This is a genomic window from Coraliomargarita sinensis (assembly GCF_003185655.1).
Classification (GTDB): domain Bacteria; phylum Verrucomicrobiota; class Verrucomicrobiia; order Opitutales; family Coraliomargaritaceae; genus Coraliomargarita_B; species Coraliomargarita_B sinensis.
The window spans coordinates 170011-193614 of sequence record NZ_QHJQ01000003.1 but is presented as its reverse complement, the minus strand read 5'-3'; the positions used below and the strand labels follow the sequence as shown (position 1 = coordinate 193614).

At 46.9% G+C, this 23604-nt stretch carries 17 protein-coding genes; 13 read left to right on the top strand and 4 right to left on the bottom strand.

The features are described from left to right. Window positions 1–154: 154 nt before the first annotated feature. Window positions 155–721, top strand: coding sequence for a type I restriction enzyme HsdR N-terminal domain-containing protein (locus DDZ13_RS05530; protein WP_146209250.1), 567 nt, complete (start codon window positions 155–157; stop codon window positions 719–721). A gap of 183 nt (window positions 722–904) precedes the next feature. On the opposite strand, the gene DDZ13_RS05525 is transcribed toward DDZ13_RS05530, so the two are convergent. Both DDZ13_RS05525 and DDZ13_RS05520 read right to left on the bottom strand, forming a co-directional pair. Further along, window positions 905–1600 (bottom strand): hypothetical protein, encoded by a 696-nt coding sequence (locus DDZ13_RS05525; RefSeq protein ID WP_110130438.1) that lies wholly within the window; start codon window positions 1598–1600, stop codon window positions 905–907. Window positions 1601–2264: 664 nt separating this feature from the next. After that, entirely contained in the window at window positions 2265–3371 is a 1107-nt protein-coding gene (locus DDZ13_RS05520) for a hypothetical protein (protein WP_110130437.1), read from the bottom strand. A 987-nt stretch (window positions 3372–4358) separates the two neighbouring features. Between DDZ13_RS05520 and DDZ13_RS05515 the strand changes: the two genes are divergently transcribed. The 12 genes from DDZ13_RS05515 to DDZ13_RS05460 are packed head-to-tail and all read left to right on the top strand — an operon-like array spanning window position 4359 to window position 22003. After that, the gene (locus DDZ13_RS05515; protein ID WP_110130436.1) at window positions 4359–4931 is read left to right on the top strand and encodes a restriction endonuclease subunit S; all 573 of its coding nucleotides are present in this window, start codon (window positions 4359–4361) and stop codon (window positions 4929–4931) included. 23 nt (window positions 4932–4954) lie between these two features. Further along, window positions 4955–6481 (top strand): type I restriction-modification system subunit M, encoded by a 1527-nt coding sequence (locus tag DDZ13_RS05510; protein WP_110130435.1) that lies wholly within the window; start codon window positions 4955–4957, stop codon window positions 6479–6481. Then, complete coding sequence (locus DDZ13_RS05505; protein WP_110130434.1) at window positions 6474–6983, top strand: hypothetical protein; 510 nt, start codon at window positions 6474–6476, stop codon at window positions 6981–6983. Before DDZ13_RS05510 ends, DDZ13_RS05505 begins: the two co-directional genes overlap by 8 nt. Then, entirely contained in the window at window positions 6976–8559 is a 1584-nt protein-coding gene (locus tag DDZ13_RS05500; protein ID WP_146209249.1) for a nucleotidyltransferase, read from the top strand. Before DDZ13_RS05505 ends, DDZ13_RS05500 begins: the two co-directional genes overlap by 8 nt. Beyond that, on the top strand, window positions 8549–9745 hold the full coding sequence (locus DDZ13_RS05495; protein ID WP_233246089.1) for a restriction endonuclease subunit S: 1197 nt from the start codon (window positions 8549–8551) through the stop codon (window positions 9743–9745). The genes DDZ13_RS05500 and DDZ13_RS05495 overlap by 11 nt, the downstream gene beginning before the upstream one ends. Further along, window positions 9742–10239 carry an SLATT domain-containing protein gene (locus tag DDZ13_RS05490; RefSeq protein ID WP_110130431.1) on the top strand — a complete coding sequence of 166 codons (498 nt, stop codon included), beginning with the start codon at window positions 9742–9744 and terminating at the stop codon, window positions 10237–10239. The genes DDZ13_RS05495 and DDZ13_RS05490 overlap by 4 nt, the downstream gene beginning before the upstream one ends. A gap of 1 nt (window position 10240) precedes the next feature. Next, window positions 10241–11077, top strand: coding sequence for an SMODS domain-containing nucleotidyltransferase (locus DDZ13_RS05485; protein WP_110130430.1), 837 nt, complete (start codon window positions 10241–10243; stop codon window positions 11075–11077). A gap of 2 nt (window positions 11078–11079) precedes the next feature. Beyond that, window positions 11080–12591 carry a hypothetical protein gene (locus DDZ13_RS05480; protein ID WP_233246088.1) on the top strand — a complete coding sequence of 504 codons (1512 nt, stop codon included), beginning with the start codon at window positions 11080–11082 and terminating at the stop codon, window positions 12589–12591. Continuing rightward, window positions 12588–15809 (top strand): type I restriction endonuclease subunit R, encoded by a 3222-nt coding sequence (locus DDZ13_RS05475; protein WP_110130429.1) that lies wholly within the window; start codon window positions 12588–12590, stop codon window positions 15807–15809. Before DDZ13_RS05480 ends, DDZ13_RS05475 begins: the two co-directional genes overlap by 4 nt. Further along, entirely contained in the window at window positions 15806–16510 is a 705-nt protein-coding gene (locus tag DDZ13_RS05470) for a M48 family metallopeptidase (RefSeq protein ID WP_110130428.1), read from the top strand. The genes DDZ13_RS05475 and DDZ13_RS05470 overlap by 4 nt, the downstream gene beginning before the upstream one ends. A gap of 29 nt (window positions 16511–16539) precedes the next feature. Next, window positions 16540–17622 carry a DUF4365 domain-containing protein gene (locus DDZ13_RS05465; RefSeq protein WP_110130427.1) on the top strand — a complete coding sequence of 361 codons (1083 nt, stop codon included), beginning with the start codon at window positions 16540–16542 and terminating at the stop codon, window positions 17620–17622. Window positions 17623–17668: 46 nt separating this feature from the next. Further along, on the top strand, window positions 17669–22003 hold the full coding sequence (locus DDZ13_RS05460; RefSeq protein WP_110130426.1) for an NACHT domain-containing protein: 4335 nt from the start codon (window positions 17669–17671) through the stop codon (window positions 22001–22003). A 148-nt stretch (window positions 22004–22151) separates the two neighbouring features. On the opposite strand, the gene DDZ13_RS05455 is transcribed toward DDZ13_RS05460, so the two are convergent. Both DDZ13_RS05455 and DDZ13_RS05450 read right to left on the bottom strand, forming a co-directional pair. Then, window positions 22152–22781 carry a hypothetical protein gene (locus tag DDZ13_RS05455; RefSeq protein WP_110130425.1) on the bottom strand — a complete coding sequence of 210 codons (630 nt, stop codon included), beginning with the start codon at window positions 22779–22781 and terminating at the stop codon, window positions 22152–22154. 188 nt (window positions 22782–22969) lie between these two features. Continuing rightward, complete coding sequence (locus DDZ13_RS05450) at window positions 22970–23317, bottom strand: hypothetical protein (protein ID WP_110130424.1); 348 nt, start codon at window positions 23315–23317, stop codon at window positions 22970–22972. Window positions 23318–23604 lie beyond the last annotated feature (287 nt).

Here is a 23604-nt window from a genome sequence, read left to right as displayed (position 1 = left end):
AGAATGGGAAAAGCAAAAACCACTCGTTACCAAGGGGCGGAGAGGTGGCGGGAACCGACACCTGAGGAGCCCCTAATAAGAACCATATTGAAAAATGTAAGTCCTTCAGCAGGAATGTCTTGCATTTTATCTAAATGGGCTCATGTATGCCTTTATGAACGTCACGGCAGCAGCAAAATTGCTCTCTGAGCAAGCGGACTTGGACCTCCAATGGCCTGAGACGCTGCCGCAGGCTATATATGCTATTAACGTTCCTGATGTTCCCTCTGGGGATCCTCTTGAACTGGGAGAAGATTTCCATGCCTGCCTGGAAGCACATTTAGGCGGGCGCTGGGTTTCAAAAGACCATTACTACTCATGTTCAGCGGTCGCAGAAATTCTTCGCGACCTAGGACTTGAGACGAAAAACTTTTCAACGGAGGTACCAGTGAAACGCGGCCATTTGGTCGGAAAGGCTGATATCGTTGCCCAGGATACCGAGAAAAAGCCCTGGGTAGTTGAAATTAAAACCACCCAAGGTAGATATGCTTTGGCTCCCTCGACGGCTGAATTTTGCCAGCTGGCGCTGTATGCTGGATTGATGGATAAACCCGATGCTAACCTAGCGTGCATTCGGATTAATTTTAAGATTGGCAAAGTCAGTGTGTTTATTGCTCAAGAGAAAACGGCTGTTTTGAAAATCATGAACTCCGTTACTCCAAATTTCATTGAGGCCGCGTAGCCTTTGGCTGAGGTGCCAGCTCTGGTTTCAGTGCATCGCTTTTGGGTCATTCTCTCTACGATTGGCCCGGAATGGTTTTCTTCGTAGATGGTAATGCCCCCTCAGGCGCTCTGGTAATTGGACCTGAAAAAGCCCGGAGTAAATCTCCGGGCTTTTGTTGGTTTTTACCTGGCTGATAGTGGATTATTCTGTGTTTTCATCGAAGTCTAATTCAGGTGTTGATGGATCAACTTTACTTTTCGCATCTACTTCACTGTTGTCATCTGCCGGACGCGTTTCCGGGACGACGGATTTGTTCTCCGGGGATGGTTTTTCTTTGGCCGTTTCAGTTTGATCTTCATCATTAGACACATCGTCAGCGCCTTTAACTTTTGTTTTGGGCGATACTGGTGTCTTGGCATTTCGGCTTTTTGTTCGTTTTCTATTAGCCGTGTAACCGGATAAGCAGTTCTTCAGCTTTTCTAGCAACTTATCTGACGCTATTAGAACATCAAAATAGGCAGCCAAGCAGTAATAGTCGTGCATATTTCCCTTTCCTCGTTTGATCGAGTAATCGTGAAAGGTGCACAATTCGTCGGCGATCATCATGCCAATGGTTTGTTCGTCTTCCTCCAAAGCTCTTTTGACTATGGCTTTGTGTGCTTTGTGTTGAGCTTCGTTGCAGCCTTTGAGTTCTCCCTTACGGATACGATCGGTAAGTGTGTAAGCTGAGAATTTACTCAGGAGACGTACGACTTTGATTCGGACGCCACCGCTTATTGCAGCGTGGAACGGACTCTCGCTATCGAGCTTCCAGATGCTCAATATGCGGTCCGCTACTTTGGCGGCGATTTCATTTTGTTTGGCTTCGTCGAAGCGAGGTTCTTTTTCTTTGCTCATGATATTATATATTTAGTTTATTTATTGAGCCGATTAGGCTTCGCCCCAGTGGTGGGACAATATACGGGTAGTAAATTTGTGACGAGTGCGTCTGCTAAAACGGTGTAAAACTCGAATGAGTTTGAAGTTCGTAATGACGTGAAAAACCTAAGACTTTTTGTCGGTCATGTTTTTCCTAATTACTTATAGGATCGTCACTGGTCCTATATTTGTCGTGCTTACAGCTGACATGAAAAGCCCGTCCAGCGCTTGCGGACCAAGTGAGAAACGCTAGTGGTTTTGGCTCTGCCAAAATCTCACTTGCTTAAAATAGTCACTAATCTCAGATTAGTGACTATTTTAAGTGGGGCAGCCGGATGTGCCGGCTGCGTTCGAGTGAGTGTCTTGAACATCGGATCGCTTTGTCGATCCAGATGGTTCATGCACGGCACGCTCACAGCAAATGATTGCTGTGTCGCATGGAGCTCCTTCTGTGGAGCTCCAGTTTCTGGCAGTCGACGGTCCTTTGTGACGGAGGGTGTATATGCCGAACTTATTTCGGCATGATTATCATCTCCCGGCTCTGATAGCTGGGAGATGATAATAAATCTGAGTCAGTCTAGTATCCTTTTAGGACCTAGCTGGATCAGGTTTATTTAAGCAGATAGTGGCCTGTGCCCTCGTTTCACAGGTTCCCCATTTTTGGGTCGTCGCGATTTTTGAGCTTCGACGTTGCCTCCAGGAGCCTAGCAGTGGCTTTTCGCCGTTCTTCTTCGAGGCGATCGCGTTCCGCCTTGCTTCGGCCCCTCGGTGGGAGAGGGCCACGGTCGACCTCTGGATTTCGTCGGGGTTGCTTTTCTGTCTCTTGTTCTTCCTTGGTGGGCTTCTTTTCCTGCTTTGTAGGAGATATACCGTAACTGGGCTCGGGTGTAATTGTTGTGATGCCAGACAGTTCATCCAGCGCCGCGCCCAGGCCATCCTCCTCGCTCATTTTGCGGAGTGCGTCCTCGAACTCTTTGAGTTCCTCCTTTTTCATTCTTTTATGTGTGAGGATCCTGGAAACCTTATTAGTGAGTTCAGCTTTCCAGAATACCAATCTTTCTTGGAACTTCACTCGATGCGCTGGTCCCAATTTCTGGATTTCGAGGTCTATATCTCTTTTTAATGCTAGGGATAGTTCGACATCCTTCTTGGAGTTCCAGTGTTTTCCCGAGCGGCCAAGTTTTATCTCTTTACCTCTTACGGCTGCCTGTGATTTCAGCGCGGTCACACCGGGGCCATCCCGACCGACGGCTTTGCATGATTTTAGTTTTTCACCATTCTCATCGTACTTCAGCAGGAATGCTTCGCTGTGGATGCGGATTTTGTCGAGGTGCCTTCCAAAAACGGCTCTTGCTCCTTGGAAGCGCTCTCTGACACTCGCTTTAAACCTATTGTCTTGTCTTTCAACTACTGCTTCCCCTGCAGCAGGTACAGTATCAAGCAGAGCATTTAGAGGTGCTTGAAGATCATCACAAGGGCTGTGGACTATAGAAAAGCCGACTTCTTGTCGTGGACGCCTGCGGGCATCGAGAGCAGCAGCCTCCTCTGCCTTTAGCCATTCTTCGATGCTGTGGATGCCTTCAAAGCTGATCTCGTTGAGATGATGTCTGGATATTGGTGAGTTGCGGATGCCATAAGGGTCGCGCCCTTTGGCATGCCTCTTGTGGTCAGGGTGGTCGGCATCCTTATGGTTTGCCTTACCTTCTGCAGAATCTCTGGTTTTGTGATTATGGGCTTTTACTGAATACATGGCCCTTTTTTAGTCAAAAAGGAGGCCTAGGGTAACAGGTTTTTGAATGCTTGATTGCCTGCGCTATTCTGGGGCTCCGTGGAAACTCTCAACCTAGGTATTGGTCAGTAGGGAGTGGTTCTCTTGCTAAGGTCTTAGGCCATATTGTTGGCCGAAGGAGAGAACTTCGTGCTACGCTGAAATGCCTAGCGCGTTATAGTATCTTTGAAGGCGTTCCGCAAGCGGTTGCGGTTAACTTTTATCAAGCTTGGTTACGGATCTACAGCTCGTGCGAAAATAGTGAAGAGTGGGGTAGAAATGAAAAGTGAAAGTTTGTAAACCGGTATTTTTGATTTCTCTTAACTATGGTCGCAGTGGCTGAGTACGGAGAAGGCGTTTTTAACACAGCTTGGTGGGGTGATGGAATTATGGTGCTAATTACAGCCGTCTTTTATCCCGCGCCGGTTACGCTTTTGGGTCGATTTTTAGGAGATCTCTCAATTGCGGCATAAGTCACTATTTATTAACGATATAGGGGATATTTCTGTGTTTTGCTCGATCCTCTGCTTTCCAATTAGAGGTGCGTTGGATCTTTTGGGCCCGAAAAACCTTTTAAAGTGTGATATTTGTTCTAGGTTTTTTCATTTTTATTCCTTAAGTAACTATACATTAGTGACATGTGAACATCGGTGTTTTTCTGGAGGTTGATGGGAGTGGAGGTAGCGCCCTTGTGTCTGTTGCTGATTAGGGGGACTCTGGGCGGATCTTTCACTCAGTGGCATTCGGCACTTCGTTTTGGATGTGTAGAGTAGCTGGAGTCTTTTTGTGAAGTTGGTAGTGATTTGTCCTGGGTGGTTATCTCTGGGCTGATCGGCTACTTACTTTTGATCGTGAAATTGTACCCTAATGATGCTTATGTTTATGCAGTATTGATGCTTGAAGGATGGGACTTGACAAAATGCGTAATACATGGTCTAATATGTTCAAGATTTAATACTGCATATATAAATGACTCGCACGAACGTAAAGTTAGCCGAACTGCTGAATATCAAACTCGGCCAATCATTTCGAAAGACTGTCTTGGAGGATTCTGAGAGCGGTCATTATATTGTGCAGACCAAGGACATTCTTCCCGGGGGGCGCGTCTCCGGTGATTTGATGCCGATGTCTACCTTGAATGAATCTCCTAAGCCGAATGTGGTGCAGGGGGATATTCTGGTTCTGTGCCGTGGGGTTCGTTTTAATGCTGGTGTAGTTGGAGTGCTTCAGGGGCCGACGACTGCTCAAAATATGTTTCATATATTACGGTTGAAGTCCGAGGCGGGCGTCCTACCTGAATTCGTGGCGGCTTTTATAAATACCCCAGCTACCCAGGAGCATCTAAAATCCATGTCTAAGGGGGCCACTGTCCAGCATCTGCGCGTGGACGATCTTGGAAGTCTGCGGATTCCAATTCCTCCAATGGAGGAGCAGTCGGCTTTCGTTGAGTTGACCAGTGCGGTGCATCAAGAGCAGCAGTTGTCTTCTAATCTAATTTCTCTTCGGCGGAAGCAACTTTCCGCATTGCTAGGAACACTTTAATTTTAACCCAGAATTCTTACATCATGGCTGAGCAAAACGGAAACCTCCAAAAAGAGATCAACAATATCGTCTGGCGCGCTTGTGACACTTTCCGTGGCACCATCGACCCTTCTCAATACAAGGACTACATTCTGGTGATGTTGTTCGTGAAATACCTCAGTGACCTCCACCGGGATCGTTACGATGCTCTCAAGGAGCAGTTCGGCGATGATGAGGCCATGATTCAGCGCCGCCTACAGCGCGAGCGCTTTGTGGTGCCCGAAGGTTGTAGCTACTACGATCTCTACGAAAAACGGAACAAGGACGATGTCGGGGAGCAGATTAATAAGGCCCTTGAAGCCCTAGAGGATGCGAACAAGAAAAAGCTCGCCGGGGTTTTTCGGAATATCGACTTTAATAATCAGCATAGCCTGGGTGAGACCAAGGATCGCAATCGTCGTTTGAAAAACCTGCTGGAGGACTTCCATGATGAGCGCCTCGACCTGCGCCCTTCCCGTATTGGTTCGGCTGACATTATCGGCAACTGCTACCTCTTCTTGATCTCCCACTTTGCCAGCGACGCGGGAAAGAAAGGCGGGGAGTTCTACACTCCCGACGAAATTGCAGAGCTACTAGCGAGATTGGTAAAGCCGGAGTCTGGTGACCGAATCTGCGACCCCACCTGTGGTTCTGGCGGATTACTTGTCAAAGCTGCGGAACAGGTCGAAGATGGTGATTTTGCCGTCTTTGGGCAGGAGATTAACGGTGGTACCCGTGCGCTGGCTAAGATGAATATGTTCCTGCACGGGATTGATAATGCCACGGTCGAATGGGGCGACACCCTGAATAATCCGAAGCTCATTGAAAATGATGCCCTGCAAAAGTTTAATGTCGTGGTGGCAAATCCCCCTTTCTCTTTAGACAAGTGGGGCGCGGATGATGCTCAGAATGACCAGTATGCCCGTTATCATCGTGGTATACCTCCCAAGTCAAAGGCCGACTGGGCTTTTATCACTCACATGGTCGAGACGGCGGTGAACGATGGTGGTCGTGTTGGTGTGGTAGTGCCACATGGTGTTCTTTTTCGAGGCAGTTCCGAAGGTAAGATTCGTGAAGCCATGATTAAGGAAAACTTGTTGGACGCGGTTGTGGGTCTCCCAGAAAAGCTGTTCTTCGGTACCGGGATTCCAGCGGCAATTCTTATCTTTAAAACTGGGCGTGAGCGTAAGGACGTTCTCTTTATTGATGCCTCTCGTGAGTTTGAGTCGGGGACGAAGCAAAACCGCCTCTCTGAGGCCAATATGGGTAAAATCCTCCAGACCTATGAGAAGTATGAAACGACGGAGAAATACAGCTACGTCGCACCCTTCGAGGAAATAAAGGAGAACGATTTTAACCTGAATATCCCACGCTATGTAGACACCTTCGAGCCTGAGCCTGAAGTCGATCTAGCGGCGGTCACGCAGGAAATTGAGGAAACCGAAGCGGCTTTGGTGGAGGTCCAGTCTCGAATCAAGGGCTACTTAGCCGAGCTTGGCATAGACGGAACAGGAGGCGGCGACAATGAGTAAGACAGATCGAAAGCTGCTAAACGTCCCGGAGGGCGTCATTGATGCGATCAAAAATGATCTGAATAATAATGGCGTTAAGTATTACAAGGTCACCGATGTGCCGGAGGTCTTCATCGACAATCACTTAATTCATCCAGATGTGTTGGCTAAGTCTGAATGTGTCGTTGCTGCGCTTTCTGGCTGTCCGGACGACAATCGTGAATACATGTTTCTGACAACCCTTCGAGTAGATGGATCGGACACAGATTTAGACCCAATCCAAATGGTCTACAACACGGATTTACAGACTCCTGAACCTAGTGGGGTTTTGCGTTTTCATGGTAAATTTCCGGGTAGAACTTTGCCGATCCCAATCACCGGCAGCCTGCAAGATTTTCAGAATGCGGTAATCACCACAGGTGTATCCTTCGAAGAGGCAGAGCCTAGGTTCAGCAATGCTATGCACTACATGGCTCAGGAGTATCGTCAGCATGTCGACGGAAAGGAATATGGGGATGAGTAATTTAATTACAGGTGGCCCAGTGGGCCGAACTGAGTTGGTGATTCCGAATGCAGACGGCTTAGAGCAAGCTTTATTGGCTGTAGCAGAGTATCTCGACCTACCTCCAGGTATGGCCGACAGTGTTCAGAAACGCTATAAGAGTATCAGCGATTGGATCGAACGGGAGAGTTCAGAGCTATATGGATTTGCTCCTAAGATATATACGCAGGGTTCGTTTGCCATTGGAACCGTGGTTCGTCCTTTGTCAGAAGCGGATGAATTCGATATCGACATGGTGTGTGAACTTCAGCGTAAGCGCGATGAGCTTACACAGAAGCAGCTTTATGATGATGTGGGGGGCGAAGTAGAAGGCTATGTTGATGCCCAAAACTTCAAAAAAGATGCGACTCCTTGGGAGAAATGCTGGACCATTGAGTATTCAGATGACGGCTATACGTTCAAAGTGGATATCGTTCCCTGCTTACCTGACAGTCCGTCACGAGTCCGTCTTGTAAAAGAGGCTAAACTGTCCGCCAACCTCGCCGAAACGGCGATTATTTTGACCGACAAAGATCATGCCGGATACGAACAGATTGTTCATGACTGGGAACGAGGTAACCCTAAGGGTTATGCTGAGTGGTTTAAAGGGCGGATGCGAGTGCGACTCAATGAAGCGAAAGAGGCACGTGCTAAAATGGTGAAACTCGCTGCGGAAGACATCCCGACATACTCCGTTCGGACTCCACTTCAGCGGGCGATCCAGATTATCAAGCGCCATCGGGATACATATTTCGAAAAGCGTGGACACCGAACTTCATCAATTATTCTAACCACACTAGCGGCATGGGCCTATCAGAATGAAGGTAATATTGTTGATGCGATGGAAGCTATTGTGGGCGGAATAGATCGTTCTGTAGTTTGGAATGGATACAAATATCGTATTACTAACCCTATTGACCCGGATGAGAACTTTGCCAAGCAGTGGAATGAAGACCGTCGATATGCAGATGCTTTCTCGGATTGGTTGCAGGCTCTAAGAGCTGACTGGGAAAAATTCAAGTCCGAGCATAATAAGGATCTGCCTGTTCTATTTGAGAGTCGTTTCGGTAAATCAGCAAGTGCACGTGCCTTCCCGGAGTTCGCCCTAAGAGAAGGGGGCGAATTGGTGATATCAAGCCCGCAACTACCTAGCCGCTTCAATGTGCCACATCGTCAGCGTGCTGAGCAGAAGTGGGATCTCATTAAACTACGCGATAGCATTGTGGTATCAGCTCAGTATTCGCAGAATGGTCGTTGGATTCATTTTGATAGTGACAGCAATCCGCTCCCGAAGGGGTGCAGTTTGCAGTTTCACGCTGAGACAAATATTCAAAAGCCGTTCCAAGTTTTCTGGCAGGTAGTCAACACTGGGTTCGAAGCTCAACACTTTGGTCAGCTTCGTGGCGAAATTTGCGCAGCAAAATCTTACGGTGCCGGAGGTTTATTTAATCGTGAATCGACAAGTTATACGGGCACCCACTGGGTTCAGTGCTTTATCGAGAAAAACGGCATCTGTGTGGCGCAGAGCGAGCCGTATGTGGTTAATATTGAAGGGTGATGTTATGGGTTTAAATGGCTTCCAGAAGTATGAGTTTCAGTCTCTTTGCTCGTTAAGCAAAAAGAAATATAATCCCAACAATAGTTTGGAGAGATACCAATGCTATGAACTCGAACACCTTTCTCAGGAGACTGGTAGAATTATCGGTTCAGTTGACTCAAAAGAACAAAGCAGTATTAAAAATGTATTTTCCGATCAGGACGTTTTGTTTGGGAAATTACGGCCATACTTAAAAAAGTATGCGCTTCCATCAACCGATGGGGTGTGTTCCACTGAGATATGGGTTCTCGTCCCGAAGACAGAAGTATGCTCTAGGAGGTATCTTTTTGCTCTTATTCAGTCTGAGAAGTTCGTTCGGTGTGCCTCGATTGCGAGCGGATCAAAAATGCCGAGGGCAGATTGGAATTATATTTCAACTCAAGTTTTTGAAGTCCCTCAAATTCTAGAACAGGAAATGATTGCTGATATCCTAGGGGCTTGCGATGAAGCTATTGAAGCTCAAGAGCGATTGATAACTCAAAAACAGGAACGTCAGAAGGGGCTCATGCAAAAGCTACTGGTGGGTGAAGTTCGGTTTCCCAAATTCGATAGGACACCTTGGGAAGAGTTAAAATTGGGTTCAGTTTTGAAGCACGTGTTTCGTCCGATTTCTTGGAGTCCAGAAATGTCCCTTAAACTGGTGAGCATCCGACGCCGAGCGGGCGGGCTATTCCTGCGACCAGAAATGAAAGGGTCGGACTATAAAACATCCGACTTACATGAGATTCGAAAAGGAGACTTCCTGATTTCAAAAAGGCAGGTTACCCATGGTGCACTCGCAGTTGTTAAGACCCCTTTTGATGGCTGCCATGTCTCAAAGGAATACACGATATTTGAAAATACAGCCCCAAAAGTCCTGCATACGCCTTATCTTGATTGGTTATCTAAAACAAGGGAGATGTGGCATAAGGCCTATGTTGCGAGTAATGGTGTTGCTATAGAGAAGTTGATTTTCGTCCCAAAGGATTTCCTGAAGTTCGAAATTAAACTGCCACCGACGATAGAAGAGCAGCGTCGGATTGCTTCATTCTTAAACGAACAAGAACAAGAAATCGTTTTGAGCCGAAAGCGCTTGGAAGTGCTAAAGCTGCAAAAGAAAAGTCTAATGCAAAAGCTATTAACAGGGGAAGTAAGGGTAAAGGTATGAGCGAGATTATTGAAGAATTGAAAAAGGAATCTCTTCGCATTGAAGAAGACGTCACCTATTCGGGAAAGCGCCATTTCAATGCGGCCTCACGATGGGAGGGGTATCACAATAAGCTTGGTATCCCTTCGACTGCTCTGAGTGCTATCGCTGGGTTAAGTGCATTTGCTGATTTTCCGACTTTGGCGGGCATAATTGCGATTTCCACTGCAGCAGTGACCGCGGTTTTTACATTCCTGAAAACAGATGAGCGGGCATCGAAACACCGGGCGGTCGGCAACGGCTATTTCTCTCTCAAAAACGATGCGCGGATATTTCGAAATATTGAATGTACGGCTACTTCAGACTTGGATCAATTAAAGACGCGAATCGTTGAGCTATCCGACCGGAGAAATGAGTTGAATGAGCAAGCGCCTGAAACTTCGGATAAGGATTTCCAAACTGCTCGGGATGGTATCGAAGGTGGTGAGCAGGAGTATCAAGCAGATAAGTCTTAGTATGAGCCTTAATGGATACCTAACTCGTCTATCTCGCGCAGCTTTTGTGCGCGACCTTGAGCGGGAGCAGATTGATCGTTCTGCTGCGGAAATACAGAAGCGCATAAAACGGTATTTTGGAAATGAAGTTAGAGAGCAGAAGTTCTTCGGCTCTTATGAGCGAGGAACAATACTACCTCGTTATATGGATGATAGCTCGGATGTGGATTTGATGATTATCTTTAAGGATGATGGTTCGAAGCCTCAGACGCATATCAACCGTCTCAGGAAATTTGCGGATAAGTGGTATCCAAACTCGGCTCGTTCACAGTCTTCTCCCACATTTGCACTCGAACTAAAGCATGTTCGCTTCGAGCTTGTGCCGGCAATTGAAGGTTGGTGGAGCGGGATTAAGATACCCGCTCCTAGAAGTGATCTGAATGATTGGTTGGAGACGGACCCTGATTCGTTTAGCGAAGAACTTACGGCACAAAACCGCAGCCATAATAACCAGATTAAACCTCTTTGCCGTATTATGAAATATTGGAATGTTAGCATGGGGCGTCCTTACGAGTCGTATCAGTTGGAGCAAATGATTGCCGAACATGGATTCCAGAATCTGGTTGTATCGTTTCTCTATGGTCGGTTGGACCTCTGGGGGTGTTTCCATTCATTTGCGTCGAAACTAACTGAAATGAGCTTTTACGACATGCCGATAGTGGAGCAACGGGCATTAGAGCGCCTTCAAGCTGTTCTCGCCAAAATTGATAGGTATCAGCGAAACGGTGACGAATTAAATGCGGAGAATGCACTTCAACGGGTTTTACCCCTAAAGGCGGGCTTCTCTGCATCCAATTAACTATGTTAAGAAATACAAAATCTATGAATCCTAAAGCACCAAAAATTTACTTCTCTGACATTTTCAATGTCTCACAGGAAACATTATCCGAATACGGTGCTTTCAATGTGTCTCCAATTGTAGACCTTCCACTATTCGTTGACCCGTTTTTGCTATTCACGAGTTCAAAGCCTGAATATCAGTCGCTTCATGAACAAATAATCCAATATCTTCGTTACCTTCGGGATTTATCAATCAAAGGCAACAGTGACAAAGGGATTCTTAAAGACCTGTACTGCTTTAAGGAGGTTCATCAAAATTGTCTTGGGTTCTGTTTGAGCGGAAATCGTGGGGCGGGGCTAGGCATGAAATTTGCCAGTTCTCTTAATTTAAACTTGAACAATCTTTTTCGTGAATTCGGAAATGAGCAGGTTACCCAAGGTTCGCACTTGGAAAAGCTAACTCTTATACGTGCGGGAGTCGGCAAAGATAATATTAGTGATTTTACTACTAATCTCATCAAGGGTTACTTGCTGCGTTATACCGAGAAATTCGCTTTGGAGCATATAGATCCCGCACTTTGCAAGAAAGTTAGAGTGGCTCGCGTGGACTTTAATTATGAAGTTGGTGTTTGGATCGACGGGGAATTCACACTGCCGTGGCTACAAGGCGACTACGTCTTACTGACGCCAGAAGATATTCTGACTAAAGATGACACATGGATTAACAAAGAGGACTTGAGGAAAGACTTCCCCCGTATACGCGAAGCGATTTCCAATGACTCGCTACGCGGACAAGTTGACCGATATTTTCAGGGCATTCTGCCCAGGGATCATACTCAAAAGGATTTGAATGAGGCCGTTGAGAAGGTGCTCCTCAAATTTCCAGCACTGATTGACCACTTTATTCGCAACAAGGAAGATCGTGGTGACGAAGCGGTTCATCGTAGTTTTGGGCATGTTCGCCATACGGAGGAAGTATTTGTCAAAAACTTGAGTCTTTTGGCATCAATACTTCAGCAGCATACTGAATTCTATATCTCCAGCGAGACCACTCTTGAGGAGTCCAAAAGAAAAATAGATTACCTGAAACAAGTGATCGAAAATCAGGATGGATACCGTCTTTTCTATGACGATAAGGGTAAAAAGATCCAGCGAGAGAAAGACCTTCAAATTGCTTTTAAGCTTGTATGGGAGGGATCTCCCAGTTCTGCCGATGCAGAGGTCAATAATGGACGTGGGCCGGTAGATTTTAAAATCTCACGTGGATCATTGGACGCAACCTTGGTTGAGTTCAAATTGGCGAGCAATACGCAGATTGAGAAGAATCTGCAGAACCAAGTAGAAATTTATGAGGCCGCCAACCGGACAACGCAGTCCTACAAGGTAATCCTCTTTTTCACGCAGAGTGATGAGGCCAAAGTGAAGAGGTTGATCAAGAAACTTAAAATTCCAAGCGATGCAGGCGTCATACTGATTGATGCACGTCGTGATAATAAACCTTCCGCGTCTAAAGCATCAGACAGTCTACTATGAGTGAATCTTCACATTCCCCCTCCACCCTTGAGTCTGTGGAGTCCCAATTGCCGGCACTACATCAGTTGATCAATTTGGGCTTTCAATACCTGACTCCTGCTGAAGTAGAACAGCAGCGGGGAGGTCGTCTGACGAATTGCTTTCTCGACGGGATCGTCCGTGAACAGCTGGAAGAGCTGAATCAGGTCGAGACCCTGAATGGTACCTATGCTTTTTCGGAGTCGGCGATACAAGAGTGCCTGCAAGCCTTGAAGGACTTTAGGCCGGAGGGACTGATTGCTACCAATGAAAAAGCTTATGACTTACTCTGCCTCGGGCGTTCGGTAGAGCAGGTCATTGATGGGCGTAAATCGAGTTATACCGTTCGTTACATCGACTGGGAAACGCCAAGTCGGAACGTTTTTCACGTCGCTGCAGAATTGAGTGTGGAAAAGGCCAAGACGAAGGAGACTCGTCGGCCTGACATCGTCTGTTTCGTGAACGGCATACCCTTTGCAGTTATCGAGGCGAAGGCTCCAGATCCAAAGGTGGGTGTGAGTCAGGCGATTTCTCAACATTTACGGAACCAGCATCTAGACGAGATCCCGGATTTTTTCAGAACGCAGCAGTTTCTTTTGGCCGTGAATGCTAAGGAGGGTCGCTACGCCACGGTCGGGACTCCGACGACTCACTGGTTGGAGTGGAAGGAAGATTTGTCCGAGAAAGGAAACGAACACCTGTTGCATTCAGTTAATGCGCCGCTGCAGGCAGCAGATCTTGAACGGTTGCTTGCGGAGCCTTTTAAGCCGCATGAGGCCGCTGCGTATCGGGAGAAGCTTTCGGGAGGTGATCGCTTGCCAACGGGGCAGGACAAATTGATTTACTCAATCTTGCGCCCAGAACGTCTGCTGGAAATGGTCTATCGGTTCATCGTCTTCGATGCAGGGGCTAAGAAAGTAGCGCGTTACCAGCAATATTTTGCTGTTAGAGACATCATGGAACGTGTCCTGGAATTAGACTCTGGGGGCGCTCGTAAGGGGGGCGTCGTCTGGCATACACAGGGAAGCGGAAAGTCTCTAACTATGGTCATGCTGGCCAAAGCTATTGCGCTTTGTGGGGAGATCCCAAACCCGAGAGTTGTTTTAGTGACGGATCGCGTGGATTTGGATGACCAAATCAAGGGAACCTTCAAATCCTGTGGATTGGATCCTAAGCAGGCGGCGTCGGGAAATGATCTGGTCAAGCTGTTGAAGCAGGAGCGTGATGCCATCATTTCGGCCGTCATTAACAAATTTGATGCGGCCTGTAATAAACGTGACCTCCGTATCGACGACCCAAATATATTTGTTTTAGTGGATGAGGCCCACCGCACGAATTATGGATCGCTTCATGCCCATATGCGACGTGTGTTCCCTAAAGCCTGCTTTATCGGTTTTACTGGGACTCCACTAATGAGTCAGGATAAGTCTACCCAGCAGAAGTTTGGCGGAATTATCGGTAGACCCTACACGATTAACGAGGCGGTGAACGACGGAGCCGTGCTTCGATTGAGATACGAGGCTCGTAAGCCGGAAATCGACATTAACCGGGAAGCCCTGGATAAGCAGTTTGAACAGCAAACCGAGGGTTTGATTGAGGAAGAACAGGCAGAGCTGAAGAAGAAAACGGCAAAGTTCGATAATATCGCAAAGACGAATCAGGTTATTTACCAAATTGCTCGCGATATCAGTCAGCACTACGAAGAAAATTGGAAAGGGACCTTTGCTAAGGGGCAGATCGTAACGCCCCGCAAGGATGTTGCCCTGAAATATAAGCAAGCCCTGGATGAGATCGGGAAGGTGACCTCGGAGGTTATTATTTCACCGCCAGATGATCGGGAGGGTTTCGATAATGCCTATGGTGGTAATAAGGACGAGGTTGCACGCTTCTGGAAGGAGATGATGATCCGCTACGGTAATGAGCGGAACTATAACCGGACGTTGATCCAGCGGTTTAAAACCGACGATGAGCCAGAGATAATTATTGTGGTGAGCAAGTTGCTCACTGGTTTCGATGCTCCAAGGAATACGATTTTATATGTGTGTGCCCCTTTAAAGAACCACACGCTTCTTCAAGCGATAGCCCGGGTGAACCGGCTCTACAAGGACCCCGTCAATGGGGAGGAAAAGGACTACGGGTATATTATTGATTATCGGGGAATCCTTGGTGAGTTGAGCCTAGCACTTGACCAATACACCGACGATAATGTCCAAGAGGAAGTGGATGAAGTCCTCGTGGATATTGAGGAGGAAGTGAGGAAGCTGCCTTTCGCGCATTCCGCCTTGTGGGACATTTTTAAGGAGGTCTCGAACAAGAAGGACCGTGAAGCACTGGAGAATCACCTCGAAGACGAGGAGCGGCGGGATGTCTTTTTTGATCGTCTCAATGTCTTTGCCAAGGTGTTGGCGAGTGCCAAGCAGTCGCTGGCCTACTATGAAACAGTGCCACAGGGGAAGCAGAAGGACTATGTCGATGACCTTCGCTTCTTCGCTGAGTTGCGCTCAAGTGTGCGGAGACGCTTTACTGCTGAGGTCGATGTAAGGCCCTATGAGCAGCGTATCCAGAAAATCCTAAATCTGAATACAGTCTCCAGTGAAGTTTCTCAGCTCACTGAACTGGTTGATATCTTTGATCGGGAAGCTTTCCAGCGAGAGTTGGAAAAGGCGGGTTCCGAGAAAAGTAAGGCGGACACCATCATCAGTCGCACAAAGAAAACAATTTCTGAGAAGTGGGATGAGGATCCGGTCTTCTATGAGCGTTTTTCAAGAATGTTGGATAAGATCCTCGAAGATTATCGTCAGAAGCGTCTTTCGGACGCGGACAGGCTGAAAAAAGCTCAGGAGGTTATGGAGGCGGTTCGGGACCGTACTGGTGATGATATACCCGCTGTCCTTAGGAATAAGGAAATAGCTAAAGCCTATTTCGGGTGGGCGCATAAACGCCTCGAAAACTATGCAGAAGATGCAAGTAACTTCAAAGATGTAGCCGCTCAACTGGCCGTTGACATTGAGGGCAACATTGACCGTCTACGAATCGTAAACTGGAAGGAAAACGATGATGTTAAAAATGAGATGTCCAATGCGATCGAGGATGCGGTTTTGGGTACTGGATTGAAGGTTCCTTTTGATGAACTCGATGAACTAATTAAAGATATCATCGACATCGCCACGAAGCGTCTGCCCAACCAAGCCGCTTCATGAATAGCCTGAGATATGGTAATCGGGTGGTGTCCTTTGAAGTAGATCGCCGGGAGCGTACTACCTTGGAGATTTCAGTATACCCGGACAGTAGTGTAGAGGTTATTGCGCCCTTGTCCGCTACGGATGAAGCCATTGAGAAACGTGTTAGGAGGCGTTTAAAGTGGATTACGAAGCAACAGCGAGGGTTTGAGAATTATTACCCAAAGCCGTCACCAAGAGAGTATGTTTCGGGAGAATCCTGGCTCTACCAGGGCAGGCAATATCGCCTGAAAGTAATTGAAACCAATAGCCCGCCCAAAGTAGCACTGCGAAGGCCATTACTTGTCGTAGAATTACCTGATAGAAAAAATGCAGCTGCAGTAAAAAAAGCTCTGGAAGCGTGGTATAGGGAAAGAGCTCAAGATCGCCTTTGGGCCAGATACGAAGTGTGTGCTAAAGCTATGAAAGCTTACCGAATCACCGCACCAGAAATGAAAATCCAAAAGATGGCTAAGCGATGGGGTAGCTATTCCCCGATAGGGAAAATCTTATTGAACCCCGAATTGGTTAAAGCCCCGACGGAGTGCATCGACTATGTAATCCTCCATGAACTCTGCCACGTGAAACACCGTGGTCATGATAAAGACTTTTACCGACTTCTCCAGCGAGTCGCGCCGGACTGGCTACGTCTAAAAAGTAAACTAGAGCATTTGAACATTTAATTTAAATTTAGAAAAGATATAAAATCATTATGACTAAATTCCCAATTCGACCAATTCAACACATCCAAGAACATAAGTCATTTGCGATACTGTTGTATAAGTTAAAAGATATAGGGATTTTCCGTGATCAAACAATTAACGACTATGGAATAGACTTTGAGTTTGAGCTTACAAAGAAAGAGGAACTCACAGGGAAAATTATAAAGATCCAAGTCAAATCAAGTGAGGATATTAAAAGTAATAAGGATGGGTCCATTTCGGTCGGTGGATTGAAGCAGTCTACCTTAGTATATTGGGCGGAGATTTCCTTTAGTCTGCCAGTGGTCCTCGCAGTTGTTGATACTGCTTCGGAAAACATATTTTTATCGAATCCGATCTTCTGGGAATGTCTCGAGCAATTGGATGGTACTAAATCCTCTAAAACGATTCAGATTTCTGAACCTCAGGTTGAGGGGTCTGGAAATCAAAAGGCAGTAATGATATCACTTGTTAAAAGCTGTATATATCCATCATTGAGAGACGAATTGTCTTCATTTACTCATGCTATGAGATGCTTCAAGGATTACTGTAAGCTTTATGAGAATATACATCACTATGATTTTCATATGCCAATAGACGACGTTGATGTTTTGGATGACCTTATAGAATCATGTCGTTCCTTGAACGTGTTGAGTTATAAAGTGAAAACTGAGAAAATATTGGAGGCAGATGAATTAAAGAATATCTACAATAAGCAATGGTGGTGTAAAAAATATAAGTATGAGTATCATGGAGGTTTTGAGGGGCCACCCAACATAACAATGCAAAAGCCGCTTCAGTACTTATTACCTCGTTTGCTTACGGCCATTAATATGCACAGGAAACGGGTATTAACAACTGGAGCTTATTGGCGAGTTCGGATGCCTAGTATTCTTAAGGCCTCTTTGAAGTGGCAGTATTCCAAAGTTAAGAATTTCGTAGAGCTTGAAAAAATTGGAATTGGAGATTTTCATGTCGAGGAACTTGATTACGAGCAGTATCTCTACTTGGAGGCTCTGCAAAAAGGAGAAGATGTTAAAAAGTTTGCTCAATATGCCGAATGGGAAGGTGGGCGGATCAGTAACTGGCAATGAAACTCCTAAACAAAAAACATTGCTGATAAATGAATTCCAACGGTGAATGATAGCCCCGGAAGATTACATCAACCTAGACCGTACGTTTGTTACTCTCCCGAAGGAGGGTAAGGATCAGGCGATCCAAAGCTATGAGTCGGAGTTCCTGTCGACACGATGGTATTCTATCGGCTGGCAAAAGCTTTATGAAAAGAATGGCCCCGTCGTTATTCTGGGTGAGCCTGGTAGTGGGCGTTCTTACGAATTCAAGGCTCAGAAGGATCAGCTAGTCGAGTCGGGTCAAACTGCCTTCTATTTAGAGTTGCACCGTCTGGCTGGAGAGAGGATCGAACCAATACTCGAGGGCAGTGAAGATTCCGAAATCTATGCAAATTGGTCAAAGTCAGAAGAGCAGGCCTACTTCTTTCTGGACGCTGTGGATGAAGCGAAGCTGGACAAGACGCTTGATTTTAAAACGGCTCTTCTGAATTTTCGTCGGTCGCTAGGTTCACGCTTGAGTGGTGCCAAGGTTTTCATCTCTTCGCGGATTAGTGCATGGCATCCAGAGTTAGATAAGAGGCTTGTCGAAGAAAATTTGACGCCCGAGCCAAGGTCGGTGAGTGCGGAAGTGGGCAAGATAACCCGGTTCGGTAAATCCAGTGACCAAGGTCCAAATACACTGAAAGCAGCTCAGGAGCCTATTGCAGCTGAGGTATACATGATCTGTCCACTTAGCAGAGACGCGGTCGTTGTTCTATGCACGTCCAGGCAGCTGCAAAACCCAGATAGCTTTCTACGCGAATTAGACCAAAGTCACGCTTGGGAATTTGCCCGACGGCCTTTGTCTTTATTGTTTTTGATGCGAAGCTGGGAGGAGTCCGGTGAGATTGGAGATCTTACAGTCCTTCTGGAGTCTACGGTTCGTGAACTCTTAAAAGAGCGTCCAGTGAAGGATGATCATGCCAGAAAATATCCGATTTCGACTGAAGAGGCGCGTATCGGAGCCGAATACATGGCAGCGGCGAGTGTGTTTAGTCGGACCCTTGATTTTGCTGTGGATGATATGCCGCGTAGAGGTAGAAGAACTTTATCTCCTCAGGATTGTTTGCCCCAGGACTGGCAGCCCAGCATGCGCAAGGCGCTTATTGACCGTCCGCTCTTTGATTCGGCGATATACGGAACATTCCGTTTTCACCACCGGCGGCTTGCCGAGTACCTAGCCGCGTGCTGGCTGAGGCGTCGAATGGAGAATCAGTGCCCAGCATCTGTTCTGTTTGAACTTTTATTTAGCAGAAATGGTAGTCAGGAAATTCTAAAACCATCAATGAAATCGGTGGCAACATGGCTAAGCTGCTTGAGTAGCGATGGATGGGCACTTGAGTTGAGACAGCGGTTATTGCGGTCTAATCCAGAGGTTTTTTTGCGTTACGGGGACCCGGCAAAGTGGCCATCTTCATTCAAGTGTGCCGTCTTGGAAGCATTTGCTGCGCGTTTTAGAGATCGGGATTTTATGAACCTCGACACGGATCGCTATGCATTGAGTCGGCTAGTGGATGAATGTAACAGTGCGTCTCTTGCCAGGATGGTCAGCGATTCCAGCATAGGTGCCGGTCCCCGCCTTGAGCTTTTAAAGTGTGCGACGGAGAGCCGTTGTTCCGCGTGTGTTCCATCTGCTTTCGAGATTCTCGCTCAACGGCAGGATAGAAGGCTCCTTGAAAGCAAGGCAATTGAACTTATTGGTGAAGTTGGTAGCCCTGAAGACCTCCTGCGACTAAAAAACCACGCACTTCGAAACGCGGAGTTTGCGCAGACTCATTTAGGATGGCTTGTTCGGTTTTTGTTTCCTCAGGTTTTATCTGTAGCAGAGTTAAAGGCTTGGCTGGAGGGCACGCCAGACGCAGGACGGCTTTCGACGGAGCGATATTTCGTAAAGTCTGTCTTTGAGAAAGTTCCAGAAGGTTGGTGTCCGATCGAAGTCTTGGGCATGTTATGTGAGTTAAATGAAGCTTCGCTTAGTTGCCGTTCAACCGGACGGGATCCAAATTATCCAGGGGCATGGACCAAGGAGCTTATTTTTCCCGTGCTCAAGCACGCATTGGGTGGGAGAGATTTAATAGAAGGGGAGGCGAGGGTTGTTGGCACGTCCTGTGCAATTATCTCGCTCCCATCTACTTGCCGGGAAGATTTAAGCTTAGACGGTGAAGGTATTGATTTAAATGATTGGACGAAGGCTCATCCGCAGGTCCGGCGTATTGCGTTTTGGCTGGCGGTGGAGGCGGATCGTCGAGAGGACAGGAACCCTAGGCCTGAATTTTCCGGATCATGGGCATTGTCTCACACTTTGAAATTCGAGTTGTGCCAATTTGATCGAGGTTGGCTTTTTGACGACCTTTTAACTAGAGAGGCAAGTTTTGATAAGGAGATTGCCGCTTGTCTGCTAGTCGAACTCTGGCGGATGAACAGGTGCCGTTGGGGTGACGGGCGTAGACTTCTTCAAAGTATCAAGGCAAGTGGCTTGGATTCCCCGAGATTTCGAAAGCAAATGTTACGCATTGGTCTTCACTGGCCACCTGATTGGTTTTGGCGTCTCAAAAGGAAGGGGTTTTTCACTAAGTGGTATTGGCTCCAAAAGAGTGGGTATATAAAGCGGTATTTTCGTAAATGCAGAAACTTATGGATGCTACATTCACGGATAAAAAAACTTAGAACAGCAGATCAATGTGGTTGGCTGGTCAGCTTATGTCGTGAAACCTCAGATAATATGAGGTGGGCGGTTAAGGATTGGGAGAAGTTGAGGGTAAAGTATGGTCGTCGAATAACTAAAGCCACTCAGGACGGTTGTGTAGCCGTCTGGGAGAGATTTACCCCTGAGCCCTACTACCTGGAGGCAACGCCGAATGGAATTATAGCTGGTCTGTCGGGTCTCCAGTTTCTATATCAAGAAAAGGAATTAGACCTAGGAGGCCTTAGTTCTGATAATGCCAGACGGGCGGCATTATATGCCGTTAACGAGATGAATGGTCATGCGGACTGGATGACAGAGCTCTCCCAAAGTCATTCCGAGGAGGTTAGATCAGTACTTATTGAATGTATTGAACAGGAGTGGAGCCGCCCGGAAGGAACAAATACGTGGTGCCGACATCTTGAATTACTAACAGATCAGGAGACTGAATATGGCCACCTAGTCTGTCGCGATGTTCTGGACTTGTTCATGAATCGAGCTCCGGGGAATTCTCAAGCATTAACAGCAGCCTTTAAGTTGCTAATGGTCCAAGGGGAATATCCAGTTATATCATTTGCGGATAGAGCCTCGGCGGCCCTTAACGGTATGGATCCAGACGATGTGCTGTTTCGTCCTTGGTTAGCTATTTTGGTTCAATTGGATGCGCAGGCCGCCATGGATCTAATTGAAACAATATTAAGCAATGATGGTGTATCCCCACCAGATCCCCGATCGAACCTGATGGTTCGGTTATGTGTAATGTTACAGGGGCGACGGGATTCCTTTCCATTAGTAAAGGAGCCCAATTATCTGCACCTAGATAATATTGGCCGATTTATTCGACTGGTTTATGAATATGTGAATCCCAGAGACGATATACGTCGTCCTACCGGAGAAGCCTACAGCCCGGAAGGGCGGGACGACGCACAGAGCTTTAGAGGGTATTTGTTAACGATGTTAGCTGAAAGCACCGACCCAAGGGCAGAGGAAGTGTTGGTTTCTTTAGCTGATGACCCAGATTTTCAGGAAGATCGAGACTGGTTAAAGGATTTGGCTGAAAAATCATCAGGAAAAGCTGCAGATGTTGAAGCGCTTCAGCCAGCTGACCTTCAGGCCTTTGTTGAGAAAAACGAGTTCCCTCCGAAATCGTCTCGAAGTCTGTTTGATCTTACAATGCGGAGACTGAATGCCATAAAGCACGATGTAGAAGAAGCGGATCATTCCCTGCGTCAGTCCGTTCGTGACGGAGATATTGAAGTAGACTTCCGACGTTTTGTCGCACGGGAAATGAATCTGCGTAAAAATGGCCTCTATAGCTGTACTGAAGAATCAGTCATACGTGCAGAGGAGCGGTTGGATATTCGAATTGAGAATCCAGCATGCAATGGGCATGTCGTCATCGAAGCAAAAATTGCTAATCTGGGTAGAAGCCTAAACAGTTTGGTCGAGGACCTCGAAACGCAGCTTTGCGGACGCTATCTAAACGATGAGAATGCTAGATTTGGGGTTTTCTTGGTAGCTTGCACTGCTAACAGGTCGTGGCAAAGCCCTGATGGCGGGGCAGCCTTAAACTTTGATGAAGTCATTGAGCGATTATCTCTACGAGCTCAAGAAATCTATACAGATTCACCAGGAGTAGAGGGGTTGGAGGTCATCGGGGTCGATTTTAGGCAGGGTTGATTGAGTGAGGTTAAACTTTCGGTTCTAGCCATCCGAGGGTGGTGAATCGCTCCTCGTCCACATCTATAGATCGGTTTGCAAGGGCCGGTGTGGATGGAATTCATCGGGTTTGCTGCCGTATAACGTCCAGAGTGGGGGACTCATCAGATTAGGGAATAAACATGCCCTCAACGGATGTGGTTAACAGGACACGGCCGCAGACCAATTCGCTGGCGCAAAATGGTCCGAATTCACTATGCAAGTGATGAGTCTTTTTCGACCCAGTATCCTGGTTGCGCTCGAACTCGCTCCAGAGCTGTTGAAAAACCCCTTTACAGTCTCCTTCGAGGTAGGCGGCCAATTTGATGGCGAGATGCCTTGAGATTAGGATTCGGTCATTTGGCGAGACTGGTTCGAGCGCCCATTCGTCTACCGGCGATATTGCATTGTCGCCAAATGCGTCAACCAATTCAAGCGGCTGGAGCTGCGTTATATTTCCGTAGCTGTCGACTGAATATGCCACACCGTCTTCGCTCATGACTTTGACTTCAAAAAGACCATCAGTGTCTTGGTTTACACAAGAAGACTCAAGAACCACAAAATCACAGATGGTCGAGGATATCGAATTCAAGATCATCGAGAAATCAAATGACTGGAAGGCGAATACAGCTCCCTCATACGGCGGCAATGTGACCGCGTAAGAGTCTAAATCAAAACGAAGAAGACGGTTTTTAAATTGATCCTCGGCGACGTAGAAGGCCGCTGAAAGATCGAGGTTTGAGGTATTTAACTTTTTCATATTGTGTTGTATTAAGCACAAAAGGCCGCCCCGTATGGGGCGGCCTTTTGTAATCGTTTATGCTTTTGGTGGCTGCAGTGGGCACGTCAAAGGCGTCGCCAATAGTTAGCATTAATAGCACTTAGTAGGGCTAAAAGCTGGCGGATCGTAGCTTTGGGCAAGTCCAATGAGTCGATTAGCTGGGGAGTTTAATCAACAATACTAATGTTGATAAGCATAGTGAGTTCCGCAGATTCAGATATCTGGTATTTGTTTCCTTCTTTTGTCGAGATGGTCAGTACTATTTCCTCAGACACGCAGTCGCAGCACAGACATATATGCTCGTGAGCTTTAATATCCACGATCGGACTGGGTGGATTTTTCACAAACTTCGTGAAGGCCTCAGACTCAAAGCCAATTGCAGGAACAGCGATGTCAGTGTTGAAGGCTATGGCGTATTTGTGTGCAGAAAGGTGAATGATTTTGGCAACTTCACAGTGAGGCGTCATGTCACGCCCAATCTTCATTTCGGATTCTCTTACTTCTATTAGTTTCATGATTTTTAGGTGTTAATAAGAAAGGACAGCCCGCCGCGGGCTGTCCTCTAAACGGCAATGCCGTCCCTGGTTAAAACCAGTCGCCAAAAGAAAAATTATAACGGCCTTGCGACGGAACGTCGCGGGGAAGGCCGTAAACCAATTTATTTGCACCCTCTAGTCACATATCACCCGAGAAATGAGCTGAACTGAGTTGAACCCCGGTCGTTTTTAGTGCGGATCGGCTGACTCATGAGAGATGCTTTCATTGCGCAGTTGATTCAAAGTCAACATTAGCGCATTTTAGG